The following is a 13,246-nucleotide window of genomic DNA, read 5'->3' on the forward strand; positions in this document are numbered from 1 at the left end:
TAGGTATACAGACAATCCACGATTGTATGTCATGGAGATAGACAATGATTTACCAAGCCGAAACCCTACAGGTAAAGGAAATACAAGATGGTATTGCAGAGCTAAGCTTCTGCTCTCCAAAATCCGTCAACAAACTCGACCTAGCGACATTGGAATCGCTAGATAAAGCTCTTGATGCGCTCATTGCCCATCAAGGCCTCAAGGGGTTGTTGCTCACTTCAGATAAAGACGCATTCATTGTAGGCGCAGACATTACCGAGTTTTTAGGTCTGTTTGCTAAAACGGATGCCGAGCTCGACCAATGGCTGCAATTTGCTAATAGCATCTTTAACAAATTAGAAGACTTACCCGTTCCGACCATCTCAGTGATCAAAGGCCACGCTCTTGGTGGCGGTTGTGAATGTGTGCTAGCAACAGACATGCGTATTGGTGACAAAACCACCAGCATCGGCCTACCAGAAACGAAACTGGGAATCATGCCTGGCTTTGGTGGTTGTGTACGCTTACCTCGCGTTATTGGCGCAGACAGCGCAATGGAAATCATCACCCAAGGTAAAGCATGCCGTGCGGATGAAGCATTGAAAATTGGCTTACTCGATGCAGTTGTAGAGACTGATGCTTTATACGAATCAGCACTACAAACTCTTAACTCTGCAATTAACGAGAAACTTGACTGGCAAGCACGCCGAGCACAGAAAACATCTCCGCTAACGCTGAGTAAGCTTGAATCAATGATGAGTTTCACCATGGCGAAGGGTCTGGTGGCACAAAAAGCAGGCCCTCACTACCCTGCCCCAATGACAGCCGTTATCACGATTGAAGAAGGTGCTCGCTTTGCACGTAATGAAGCGTTAGACATTGAACGTAAGCACTTCGTGAAATTGGCTAAATCGGAAGAAGCAAAATCACTCGTTGGCCTATTCCTTAATGATCAATACATCAAAGGCATTGCGAAAAAAGCAGCGAAGTCAGCAAGTAAAGACACGCAACGTGCAGCCGTGTTAGGTGCAGGTATCATGGGTGGCGGCATTGCTTACCAATCAGCGCTAAAAGGTGTGCCTGTCTTAATGAAAGACATCGCGCAAGCGTCGCTCGACCTAGGTATGACTGAAGCATCTAAGCTGCTGAATAAACGCTTATCTCGCGGTCGCATTGATGGCTTTAAGATGGCGGGTATTTTAGCGTCAATCACACCGAGCCTACATTACGCAGGTATTGAAAACTCTGATGTGATTGTTGAAGCTGTCGTTGAAAACCCGAAAGTAAAAGCAGCAGTTTTAAGTGAAGTTGAATCCCATGTCGGTGACGACACCGTTATCACCTCAAACACCTCGACGATTCCTATCAACCTATTGGCAAAATCACTAAAACGCCCAGAAAACTTCTGTGGTATGCACTTCTTCAACCCAGTGCATCGTATGCCTCTTGTTGAGATCATCCGTGGTGAGCATACCTCTGATGAAACCATCAATCGTGTTGTGGCGTATGCTGCGAAAATGGGCAAATCACCAATTGTCGTTAATGACTGCCCAGGGTTCTTCGTTAACCGCGTATTGTTCCCATACTTTGGCGGCTTCAGCATGCTACTTCGTGATGGTGCTGACTTTACGAAAATCGACAAAGTCATGGAGCGTAAATTTGGCTGGCCGATGGGACCGGCGTACTTGCTTGACGTAGTCGGCATTGATACCGCGCACCACGCACAAGCTGTGATGGCTGACGGTTTCCCTGAGCGTATGGGTAAACAAGGTCGTGATGCGATTGATGCACTGTTCGAAGCAGACAAATATGGTCAGAAAAATGGTAATGGCTTCTACAGCTACACCATAGATAAAAAAGGTAAGCCGAAGAAAACCTTCTCCGAAGCGATCTTACCGGTACTTGCTGACGTTTGTGCCGATAAGCAGGACTTTGACGATCAGACCATCATTCAACGTATGATGATTCCAATGATCAACGAAGTGGTGCTGTGCCTACAAGAAGGCATCATCGCGACTCCGCAGGAAGCAGATATGGCATTGGTTTATGGTCTTGGTTTCCCTCCATTCCGCGGTGGCGTATTCCGCTATCTAGACAGCGTGGGTATTGCTGAATACGTTGAAATGGCAAAACAACACGCCGAGCTAGGTGCGATGTACCAAGTACCGCAAATGCTGATTGATATGGCGGCGAAAGGTGAAAGCTTTTACGGTGCACAACAGCAAGGTTCTATCTAAGGAGGGATTCTAAAATGACTAATCAAACAAGAAATGTTGTCGTAGTCGATTGTCTACGTACTCCAATGGGTCGCTCTAAAGGTGGTGCTTTCCGTCATACACGAGCAGAAGATCTATCTGCGCGCCTAATGAAAGGCATTCTTGCGCGTAACCCACAAGTGAACCCAAGCGAGATTGAAGACATCTACTGGGGCTGTGTACAGCAAACACTAGAGCAAGGCTTTAACGTTGCACGTAATGCCGCGCTACTCGCGGGCCTGCCGATTGAAATTGGCGCCGTGACGGTGAACCGCTTGTGTGGTTCATCAATGCAAGCGCTTCACGACGGTACACGTGCCATCATGACTGGCGATGCTGAAATCTGCCTAATTGGTGGTGTTGAGCACATGGGGCATGTGCCAATGAACCACGGTGTAGACTTTCACCCAGGTATGTCAAAGAACGTAGCAAAAGCTGCGGGCATGATGGGCTTAACGGCTGAAATGCTGGGTAAATTACATGGCATTAGCCGTGAGCAACAAGACGAGTTTGCCGCTCGCTCACACGCTCGTGCGCACGCAGCAACCGTAGAAGGTCGTTTTAAAAACGAAATTCTACCAATTGAAGGCCACGCACCAGACGGCACACTGTTCACTCTGGATTACGACGAAGTGATTCGCCCTGAAACATCCGTTGAAGGTCTATCTCAACTTCGCCCAGTGTTCGACCCTGCAAACGGTACAGTAACAGCCGGTACATCATCGGCTCTGTCTGATGGTGCATCAGCGATGTTGATCATGAGTGAAGAGAAAGCCAATGAGCTTGGCTTGAAGATTCGTGCACGTATTAAAGGCATGGCCATTGCGGGCTGCGATCCTTCTATTATGGGTTACGGTCCTGTACCTGCGACGAAAAAAGCGCTCAAGCGTGCCGGTCTTTCAATTGAAGACATGGATGTGGTTGAGCTAAACGAAGCATTTGCCGCGCAGTCTCTGCCGTGTGCTAAAGACTTAGGCCTGCTTGATGTTATGGATGAGAAGGTCAACCTTAACGGTGGTGCGATAGCATTGGGTCATCCACTAGGCTGTTCTGGTTCACGTATCTCAACAACGTTGATCAACCTAATGGAAGCGAAAGACGCGAAATACGGTCTGGCCACCATGTGTATCGGTTTGGGTCAGGGCATTGCGACAGTATTTGAACGACCATAACAGTTCAAGACGTTGTTGTAGTGATCGAGCCAACAATCATAAGCAAATGAACTAGTACTAAAATTTTTAGTATTACACTTAAGGGCGACAATTGATGTCGCCCTTTGTTTTACATCAAACATGCATGAAGAGCATACATTAAATGCTCAAGTTTCATTTTATTCATAGACAAAGAAGACATACACTTAGACCAGTTGATATCTTGCTGCATGTGACCCAGAGTCATGCTACCGCACAATCGGAGAACCTTATGTTTAATGCTCTAGTTCTAAATCAAGAAGACAAACGTACTATCGCTAACATCGAGCAAATCGATGAAACACAACTGCCTGAAGGCGACGTTCTGATTGACGTTGATTACTCATCGTTAAACTACAAAGACGGTCTTGCGATCACAGGTAAAGGTAAAATCATCCGTAACTTCCCGATGGTGCCAGGTATTGACCTAGCAGGTACGGTAGTAAGCTCAGAAGACGACCGCTACCAAGCTGGTGACAAAGTTGTCCTTACTGGCTGGGGCGTGGGTGAAAACCACTGGGGTGGTATGTCTCAGCGTGCTCGTCTAAAAGCGGATTGGCTAGTACCACTACCAAAAGGTCTAGACAGCAAGAAAGCAATGATGGTTGGTACTGCTGGCTTCACTGGTATGCTGTGTGTTCAAGCACTGCTTGATGCAGGCATCAAACCTGAAAATGGCGAAATCCTAGTAACTGGCGCAAGTGGCGGTGTAGGCTCAGTCGCAGTAACGCTTCTAGCACAGCTTGGCTACAAAGTTGCTGCAGTGACAGGTCGTGTAGAGAAAAATGGCCCGCTACTTGAAAAACTAGGTGCTAGCCGCATCATCGACCGTACTGAATTTGAAGAACCAGCACGTCCGCTTGAAAAACAAGTATGGGCAGGTGCGGTTGATACTGTAGGCAGCAAAGTACTAGCAAAAGTATTGGCGCAAATGGATTACAACAGTGCAGTTGCAGCTTGTGGTCTTGCAGGTGGTTTTGATCTACCAACCACAGTGATGCCGTTCATCCTACGTAATGTTCGCCTACAAGGTGTGGACTCAGTAATGTGCCCAACAGAGAAACGTATCGCTGCATGGGAAAAGCTGGTCGAGCTACTACCAGACAGCTACTTCGAGCAAGCGTGTACTGAAGTTGCTCTTGCTGAAGCACCGAAATATGCAGAAGACATCACCAACGGTCAAGTAACGGGTCGTGTGGTTATCAAGCTATAAACACTGACTCAGTGTAAACAGACGAAGAGCCGGCATTGCTGGCTCTTTTTTGTTAGCAGTTCAGTCCCATATCTTCGATACGTTTAGCTATCAGACGGCTACACTCTTCACGCACAATCGTTCTTAACCATTCTTGAGCGGGAGAATGCTCGCAACGCGCATGCCAAATCATCGAGTATTCAAACGGCGTGAATTGGAATGGTAACGGTTTCACCACCAAGTCATAACGCTCGGCAACCAGATACGCCAAGTCCGCTGGCACTGTGATGATAATTGGCAAGGTATCCATGATCGCCAATGCGGCTTCTAAATGATAAGCCCGCAGAACCATTTTACGCTTAGGTTTCTCCATCAAAGCTTGTTCGATCAGTGCCTTAACACCATCACTGATGGCGATCATGGCATGTGGATGACTCAGATAATCATCCAAGCTCATTTCTTTATCCGCTAATGGATGCTGTTTTGAAAGCATACACAGCACCCCCACTCGCCCCAACACTTCACTGCGTAGAGGCTCCACCGGGCCTGTCGGGCGACAAATCGCTAAGTCTGCACCTTCATAAGTGAGCTGATCTGATAAACGGTCGTGTTGCAGTGGTAAGAAGTTGAAAGACACGTTTGGCGCTTCTTGGTAAATTCTCGGCAAAGCGAACGGTAAGATTGTTTGCATGGCATAGTCGGTGGTCACGATGTTGAAAGTCTGCACGCATTGCAATGGGTCAAACTCAACCGGAGATAACAACTGACGTAAAGACTCTAATGGTTCGCCCAATGAGCGATCGATCTCTAACGCTTTCTGAGTTGGGATCAAATGCTGTCCCTGACGAGTAAACAGCGGGTCTCCCAACAAGTCACGTAGACGACCAAGCACACGACTCATTGCCGATTGACTCAAGTTCAGACGTGTTGCCGCCTTACTGACACTGTTTTCTTCTATCAGTACTCGCAACGCAACCAGTAAATTTAAATCTCGGCGATAGATATCTTCCAGTTCCACGAATTAGCCACTTATTTTTTATGTGTTTGGGTAAATTGTACTCTTTAGGCAAAAAAAATCCCGCCTTTCAGCGGGGAAGCCCAAGAAAAATGGGGATAGTGTCGGAATGAAGTGTCGGTAAAAAATAGGTGAGCGTTATTAAAAGCATTCTGATCCAAGCAAGAAGCGCTAATTTTCTTGCTCAGATGCGCCAGACCATCTGCGCATCTCGATCCAAATCCCAATAATAGTGGCAACCATGCCTACAAGAGGCGTCAAAGAGGTGTCAGCTGGCGTCCTGAGTACCAATGCACAAAACGAGATAAAACACAGCACTGAGTAAATCGTAAGTCTGTCTAACGCTGTTAACATTGCCTCTCCCTTGCCAGTTGTTACCAAATTGTTAACTCAAGGTAAAACAAAAAATTCGGTTTGCCAAGTGGTTATTGAATATTTTTTCAACGAAAGTAAAATTCAACGTTCAGTTAGTTACGAGAATCACACTATGAGCTTTAATCCTGAACTGGCAAACAAGACATTAGAGGCGGAAGGACTGCGCTGCCCAGAGCCAGTGATGATGGTCAGGAAGACAATTCGCAACATGCAAGATGGTGAGATTTTGCTGGTCAAAGCAGACGATCCATCCACGACTCGAGACATTCCGAGTTTCTGCCGCTTTATGGACCACCAATTAGTTGCGGCACAAACGGAGCAAGTTCCGTATCAGTACCTGATCAAGAAAGGATTGGAATAATCTGGTCGAACTAAAAACGGCAGCCTATATTGGCTGCCGTTTGTTTATTCGTCGTATTCGAGTGTGCGAACTTCTGATTGGAGCTTGTTAAGTTGTTTCTTCATTGCCCGCATCTCTTCATGCATAGGAATGATGTGAGCGACACGAATCCACGCTTCTACTGTCAATCCAGTAAGAACGAACGATCCTGCTACAATCGGTAACCACATATCAGTTAGCACCATCGCTAGTAAACACAGCGCTAAACCAAAAGTGAATAAATAACTCTGACTCTTCGGGGACATCCCCATGTAACGTGTAAGCATAAACTTGCCCTCTCGCTATCATTCACACCATTAAACTACCATGACAAGTATGACACTTATATGTCATCCGTCACGCAACGGAACGATTTAGAGTCAGAGTTTGAACTCGCGCAGCACGCCACTAATGATTGATAACTCACATCATTTCACGTGCAAAAAATCAGAACAGTGCAGCCCCTATTGCCAGAGCAATAAACAAAAATGCGGTAATTTTACGGATCAGCCCTAAAGGCATCTTGTCGGCCGACAATTTACCAATCAGGACCACAGGTACATTCGCCAGCAGCATACCGATTGTGGTACCGATAATCACCAAACTTAACGCATCCGCGTATTGCGCCCCTAAGATGGAAGTGGCGATCTGAGTTTTATCGCCTATCTCCGCAACGAAGAACGCGATAAAGCTGGCAATAAATGGGCCTCGATTAGAAATCTGCTCGTCATCATCCAGTTTGTCCGGGATCAGAACCCAAGCCGCCATCGCGACAAAACTGACCACCAGCACCCACTTTAAAATCTCAGGTGATAGATAGTCTGCGACAACCACACCTAACCATGCAGCCAAAGCGTGGTTGGCAATAGTTGCCAAAAAGATTGCTGCAATAATTGGGATTGGTTTTCGGTAACGACTTGCGAGTAATAGAGATAGCAATTGGGTCTTATCGCCAATTTCTGCTAACGCTACAGTAGTAATTGAAATAGCTAAAACGCTCACGACATGCTCATTGGGGCAGGGATTATTATTTTTAACCGAAGACAAACCTCACGCCCCTACCCCGGTTCGTGATGATTTGTCTAAGGTCTTGCTAAACTTGAAAGGCTTCAAGTCTCGAACGCCATGGTGATTTTGCACCAATTATGTTGACGGACGAACCAGATGAAACAGAAACTTCATCAGGTAAGCTACTCCCCAAAGACAGGCGCAATTCTAGCCACCTTTGTTGCGCTTCTCAAGAGCCAAAGCAGGCAAAAACTCCCTTTTAGGAAAAATACAGCAGATAACGCGGTAAAAATTCATTAAAGGAGAAAATCGCCCACGAATTAATCAAGATTAGCTCTACTCCCATGCTCAATATCTGGTTATACTAGATTGTTAATTTATTCAACCGTAATTACTCTTTATCGCCGTTGTTAGAGTTGAAAAACTCGGCATAGATGACGAATTAACGAGTAACAAGAGAATCGCGCGAACCTGACTTATGCAAAAATACGATATCAAAACCTTCCAGGGAATGATCCTCGCGCTGCAGGATTATTGGGCTCAAAATGGTTGTACCATTGTTCAACCGCTAGATATGGAAGTGGGTGCGGGTACCTCTCACCCAATGACCTGTCTACGAGCGCTTGGCCCAGAGCCAATGTCGACAGCTTACGTACAACCTTCACGTCGTCCTACTGATGGCCGTTACGGTGAAAACCCTAACCGTCTTCAGCACTACTACCAATTCCAAGTAGCGCTAAAACCATCGCCTGACAATATTCAAGAGTTGTACCTTGGCTCCCTTGAAGTTCTTGGTATTGACCCTCTTGTACACGACATCCGTTTCGTAGAAGACAACTGGGAAAACCCAACACTAGGCGCATGGGGTCTGGGCTGGGAAGTTTGGCTAAACGGCATGGAAGTGACCCAGTTTACTTACTTCCAGCAAGTTGGTGGTCTTGAGTGTAAACCAGTAACTGGTGAAATCACTTACGGTATCGAACGTCTAGCAATGTACATCCAAGAAGTAGACTCTGTTTACGACCTAGTTTGGAACATCGCACCAGACGGCAGCAAAGTGACTTACGGTGACATCTTCCACCAAAATGAAGTAGAGCAATCGACTTACAACTTCGAGCACGCAGACGTTGAATTCCTATTTGGCTTCTTCGAACAGTGTGAAAAAGAGTGTAAAGAGCTACTTGAGCTTGAAAAGCCACTGCCACTACCTGCTTACGAGCGCATCCTAAAAGCTGGTCACGCATTCAACCTACTAGATGCACGTAAAGCGATCTCAGTAACTGAACGCCAACGTTACATCCTACGCATCCGCAACCTGACTAAAGCAGTTGCAGAAGCATACTACGCATCGCGTGAAGCTCTTGGCTTCCCAATGTGTAAGAAAGAACAAGCGTAAGGGGTAGAGTAACATGGCAAAAGAATTTCTAATCGAGCTAGGTACAGAAGAGCTACCACCAACGCAACTTCGCACTCTAGCTGAAGCATTCGCAGCAAACTTCGAAGCAGAACTAAAAGGCGCTGAGCTTGCTCACGAAGGCGTGAAATGGTTCGCGGCGCCTCGTCGTCTTGCACTTAAAGTAGCAGCACTAGCAGACAGCCAGTCTGACAAAGTTGTTGAAAAACGTGGTCCTGCGGTTTCTGCAGCGTTTGACGCGGAAGGCAACCCAACAAAAGCGGCTCAAGGTTGGGCACGCGGTTGTAGCATCACGGTTGACCAAGCAGAGCGCATGGTTACAGACAAAGGTGAATGGCTACTGTTCAAACAAGAAGTGAAAGGTCAGCCAACGTCTGAGATCGTAGTTGAACTTGCAGCGAAAGCACTAGCAAACCTACCTATCGCAAAACCAATGCGCTGGGGTAACAAAACAACTCAGTTCATCCGTCCAGTTAAGACGCTAACCATGCTAATGGGCAGCGACCTAATCGAAGGCGAGATCCTTGGTGTTGCTTCTGACCGCACTATCCGTGGTCACCGCTTCATGGGTGAGCAAGAGTTCACTATCGATTCTGCTGAACAATACCCTGCGATCCTAGAAGAGCGCGGTAAAGTAATGGCAGATTACGAAGCGCGTAAAGCAATCATCCTAGCTGACGCACAAAAAGCGGCAGCAGCGGTTGGCGGTATCGCTGACCTAGAAGATGACCTAGTAGAAGAAGTAACGTCTCTGGTTGAATGGCCAGTGGTACTAACAGCGAAGTTTGAAGAAGAGTTCCTAAAAGTGCCTTCTGAAGCGTTGGTTTACACCATGAAAGGTGACCAAAAATACTTCCCTGTTTACGACGAAAACAAGAAGCTACTACCTAACTTCATCTTCGTATCGAACATCGAATCAAAAGAGCCTCGTTACGTAATCGAAGGTAACGAGAAAGTGGTTCGTCCTCGTCTTGCAGACGCAGAATTCTTCTTCAACACAGACCGTAAGCGTCCGCTTATCGACCGTCTACCTGAACTAGAGCAAGCGATCTTCCAAAAGCAACTGGGTACGATCAAAGACAAAACAGACCGCATCACTGAACTTGCTGGCTACATTGCTGAGCAAATCGGTGCTGACGTTGAGAAATCAAAGCGTGCTGGTCTACTAGCAAAATGTGACCTAATGACCTCAATGGTATTCGAATTCACCGATACTCAAGGTGTTATGGGTATGCACTATGCTCGTCACGACGGTGAAGCAGAAGAAGTTGCAGTAGCACTGAACGAGCAATACATGCCTCGTTTCGCAGGTGATGAACTGCCATCAAACGGCGTTTCAACTGCAGTTGCAATGGCAGACAAGCTAGACACTATCGTAGGTATCTTCGGTATTGGTCAAGCGCCTAAAGGCAGCGACCCATTCGCACTACGCCGCGCATCTCTAGGTGTACTACGTATCATCGTTGAATACGGCTACAACCTAGATCTTGTTGACCTAGTAGCGAAAGCGAAGTCACTGTTTGGCGATCGCCTAACCAACGACAACGTTGAGCAAGACGTTATCGAGTTCATGCTTGGTCGTTTCCGTGCTTGGTACCAAGACGAAGGCTTCAGCGTAGACATCATTCAAGCAGTTCTAGCGCGTCGCCCGACGAAACCAGCAGACTTCGACCAACGAGTTAAAGCGGTTTCTCACTTCCGTGAACTAGAAGCAGCAGAGTCTCTAGCAGCAGCGAACAAACGTGTAGGTAATATCCTAGCGAAATTCGACGGCGAACTAGCAGCAGACATCGACCTAGCACTTCTACAAGAAGACGCAGAGAAAGCACTAGCAGAAAGCGTTGAAGTAATGACGGAAGCGCTAGAGCCAGCATTTGCTACAGGTAACTACCAAGAAGCCCTAAGCAAGCTAGCTGACCTACGTGAACCAGTTGATGCATTCTTTGATAACGTAATGGTAATGGCAGACGACGAAGCACTTAAGAAGAACCGTCTGACACTACTGAACAACCTGCGTAACCTGTTCCTACAGATCGCAGACATTTCTTTGCTTCAAAAGTAATTGATTACTCTTCGAAGTGATTAAGAAATAAGTAAAAGGGAAGCAGATGCTTCCCTTTTTTGTTGCCTTCAAACCGATGAAGGTGACGCTTATTATTCATTTTGTGAACAAGACTAAAATTTGTAGGGTGAGACGCGTTTAACTTGTTGGTGTAGAGCTCGGATTGTAGAGGCACAGTTTTGCTATAACTGGACTGTTTATTCGGGGGAAGGACACAATGAAAAAAACAATTCTCGCACTCTCTATCGGTCTACTGAGCGCCTGCAGCCAGATACCAGAAAATGCCATCGTATTAAACGTTGGTGATGACACCGCTGTTTTTGAGGAAAACTCACAAGGCTTACTTGTCGCTGAGCAAAAACTCGAAAAAGGCAGTTATACCTTTACCATTGCTGACAGCAAGCAAAGCTGTGGCAGTAGCTTTGCCCTAGCAGAAGAAGATCGCATCAAATTCAATCGTCCATTAAAAATGGATAATTGCGCCACTGATGCACAAATGCCGCTGCGCATCTTCAAAGCCAATACCTATCAATTTACGCTCAATCCAACCACCAACGAACTGACGGTAAAAATTAAACCAAAACAAAGTCAGGACATCACCTACTCTTGCCCTGTCGCAACTGACACGCCAAAAACCATCAACGTTGCTCAAACTTTTAATGATGGCACTGTCGTTCGTGATGCCTTAACCGAACAAGAAACCACTGTCGCCAATGGCAGCGTCACCATGCAACCGGGTCCTATGAGCCAAGGTCTATTGCTGCTAGAAGAAGTTGAACAGCAAGCCGACAAACCGTTCAGTTGGGACAATGCGACGGTGTACTTCGTCATGACCGACCGCTTCTACAATGGCAACCCAGACAACGACAACAGCTACGGTCGCAGCAAAGACGGAAAATATGAGATTGGTACCTTCCACGGTGGTGACTTAGCGGGTCTGACGAAAAAACTCGATTACATCGAATCACTTGGTGTCAATGCTATCTGGATAACCTCACCACTGGAACAAATCCACGGCTGGGTTGGCGGCGGCGATAAAGGCGACTTTAAGCACTACGGCTACCACGGCTACTACCACCAAGATTGGACCAAGCTTGATGCCAACATGGGTACCGAAGATGAGCTGAGAGCCTTCATCGATACCGCCCACAAGAAAGGCATCCGTGTAGTCTGGGATGTGGTCATGAACCATACTGGCTACGCCACATTAGCAGACATGCAGGAATTCGGCTTTGGTCAGCTTTACCTTGATGACCAAGAAGCTAAAGAAGTCCTCGGTGAAAAATGGACCGACTGGCAGCCAAAATCAGGACAAAGCTGGCATAGCTTCAACGACTATATCAAATACGGTGATAGCGAAGCGTGGGATAAATGGTGGGGCAAAGATTGGATTCGCACCGACATTGGCGACTACGATGCTCCGGGCTACAACGACATCACCATGTCTTTGAACTACCTACCGGATCTAAAAACCGAATCAACTCAAAAAACCGGATTACCAAACTTCTTCCACAATAAAGACACCAATGCGCAAAATGAGCTGCAAACCCCGCGTGAACACCTGATTACCTGGTTATCCGAGTGGGTGCGCGACTACGGCATTGATGGCTTCCGTGTCGACACTGCCAAACACGTTGAAATGGAAGCGTGGGCAGAGCTGAAAGCCAGCACCACCCAAGCGCTTGCTCAATGGAAGCAAAACAACCCGAACAAAGCCTTGGATGACCTACCTTTCTGGATGACAGGTGAAGTGTGGGCACACAGCGTGGTGAAGAGTCCGTATTTCGATAACGGCTTCGATTCCATCATCAACTTTGAGTTCCAATCTGATGTAGCACCAAAAGCGCTGAAGTGTTTCGCTCAACTTGATAATGATTACCGCCGTTATGCAGAACGCATCAATACCGATCCTGAGTTCAACGTGTTGAGCTACTTGTCTTCACACGATACACAGCTGTTTTGGTCAGCGCGCAGCCGCAGCTTTGATGACCAAGCACGTGCAGCAAATGCTCTGATGCTTGCTCCCGGAGCAGTACAGATCTATTACGGTGATGAGATAGCTCGTGATTTTGGCATTACTGGTTCAGATGCCCACCAAGGCACACGCTCAGATATGCCATGGGATAAGATTCATGGCGAGCGAGAAGATCTACTGCAACATTGGCAAAAGTTGGGTGAATTCCGTAAACGCCACCCAGCAGTTGCTCAAGGTAAGCACATCACTCGCAACCAAGAAGGTTACTACGCATTCGAACGCCAATACCAAGACGACAAGGTGCTGATTGTTTACACCGGTGAGTAAATCACACTCTCTCCACCAGCAAGGGAAGCATAAGCTTCCCTTTTTTATTGTTCTTTTTGCCATTTAGTCTCGTCC

Annotated in this window: 11 protein-coding genes; 7 read left to right on the plus strand and 4 right to left on the minus strand. The window is 46.9% G+C overall.

The window, feature by feature from the left end; genetic code table 11:
- Positions 1–44 precede the first annotated feature (44 nt).
- The 3 genes from fadB (at position 45) to acuI (ending at position 4,637) form a co-directional block, all read left to right on the plus strand.
- On the plus strand, positions 45–2,216 hold the full coding sequence (fadB, locus tag J4N40_RS16215; RefSeq protein ID WP_054579435.1) for a fatty acid oxidation complex subunit alpha FadB: 2,172 nt from the start codon (positions 45–47) through the stop codon (positions 2,214–2,216).
- A gap of 14 nt (positions 2,217–2,230) precedes the next feature.
- Positions 2,231–3,406: an acetyl-CoA C-acyltransferase FadA gene (gene fadA, locus J4N40_RS16220; RefSeq protein ID WP_017635587.1), complete on the plus strand. Its 1,176-nt coding sequence runs from the start codon at positions 2,231–2,233 to the stop codon at positions 3,404–3,406.
- 250 nt (positions 3,407–3,656) lie between these two features.
- Positions 3,657–4,637 (plus strand): acrylyl-CoA reductase (NADPH), encoded by a 981-nt coding sequence (gene acuI, locus J4N40_RS16225; protein ID WP_005378882.1) that lies wholly within the window; start codon positions 3,657–3,659, stop codon positions 4,635–4,637.
- A gap of 52 nt (positions 4,638–4,689) precedes the next feature.
- Here the strand turns inward: acuI and J4N40_RS16230 are convergent, their stop codons facing one another.
- Positions 4,690–5,634 (minus strand): LysR family transcriptional regulator, encoded by a 945-nt coding sequence (locus J4N40_RS16230; protein WP_005378881.1) that lies wholly within the window; start codon positions 5,632–5,634, stop codon positions 4,690–4,692.
- A 168-nt stretch (positions 5,635–5,802) separates the two neighbouring features.
- The gene (locus tag J4N40_RS16235) at positions 5,803–5,985 is read right to left on the minus strand and encodes a hypothetical protein (protein ID WP_005378880.1); all 183 of its coding nucleotides are present in this window, start codon (positions 5,983–5,985) and stop codon (positions 5,803–5,805) included.
- Positions 5,986–6,118: 133 nt separating this feature from the next.
- Between J4N40_RS16235 and tusA the strand changes: the two genes are divergently transcribed.
- Positions 6,119–6,367 (plus strand): sulfurtransferase TusA, encoded by a 249-nt coding sequence (tusA, locus tag J4N40_RS16240; protein WP_005378879.1) that lies wholly within the window; start codon positions 6,119–6,121, stop codon positions 6,365–6,367.
- Between the two features lie 44 nt (positions 6,368–6,411).
- Here tusA and J4N40_RS16245 read toward each other — a convergent pair whose 3' ends face one another.
- Together J4N40_RS16245 and J4N40_RS16250 are read right to left on the minus strand one after the other, a co-directional pair.
- Complete coding sequence (locus tag J4N40_RS16245; protein WP_005378878.1) at positions 6,412–6,672, minus strand: hypothetical protein; 261 nt, start codon at positions 6,670–6,672, stop codon at positions 6,412–6,414.
- A gap of 160 nt (positions 6,673–6,832) precedes the next feature.
- Positions 6,833–7,387 carry a TMEM165/GDT1 family protein gene (locus tag J4N40_RS16250; protein WP_005378877.1) on the minus strand — a complete coding sequence of 185 codons (555 nt, stop codon included), beginning with the start codon at positions 7,385–7,387 and terminating at the stop codon, positions 6,833–6,835.
- Between the two features lie 484 nt (positions 7,388–7,871).
- Between J4N40_RS16250 and glyQ the strand changes: the two genes are divergently transcribed.
- The 3 genes from glyQ to J4N40_RS16265 all read left to right on the plus strand — a co-directional run bounded on the left by glyQ (position 7,872) and on the right by J4N40_RS16265 (position 13,171).
- Positions 7,872–8,789: a glycine--tRNA ligase subunit alpha gene (gene glyQ, locus J4N40_RS16255; protein WP_005383818.1), complete on the plus strand. Its 918-nt coding sequence runs from the start codon at positions 7,872–7,874 to the stop codon at positions 8,787–8,789.
- A 13-nt stretch (positions 8,790–8,802) separates the two neighbouring features.
- Complete coding sequence (gene glyS / locus J4N40_RS16260) at positions 8,803–10,869, plus strand: glycine--tRNA ligase subunit beta (RefSeq protein WP_213880800.1); 2,067 nt, start codon at positions 8,803–8,805, stop codon at positions 10,867–10,869.
- A 217-nt stretch (positions 10,870–11,086) separates the two neighbouring features.
- Positions 11,087–13,171, plus strand: a complete 2,085-nt coding sequence (locus J4N40_RS16265) for an alpha-amylase (protein WP_017821921.1) — start codon at positions 11,087–11,089, stop codon at positions 13,169–13,171.
- Positions 13,172–13,246: the final 75 nt, after the last annotated feature.

Source organism: Vibrio sp. SCSIO 43097 (assembly GCF_023650755.1).
Taxonomy (GTDB): Bacteria; Pseudomonadota; Gammaproteobacteria; order Enterobacterales; family Vibrionaceae; genus Vibrio; species Vibrio alginolyticus.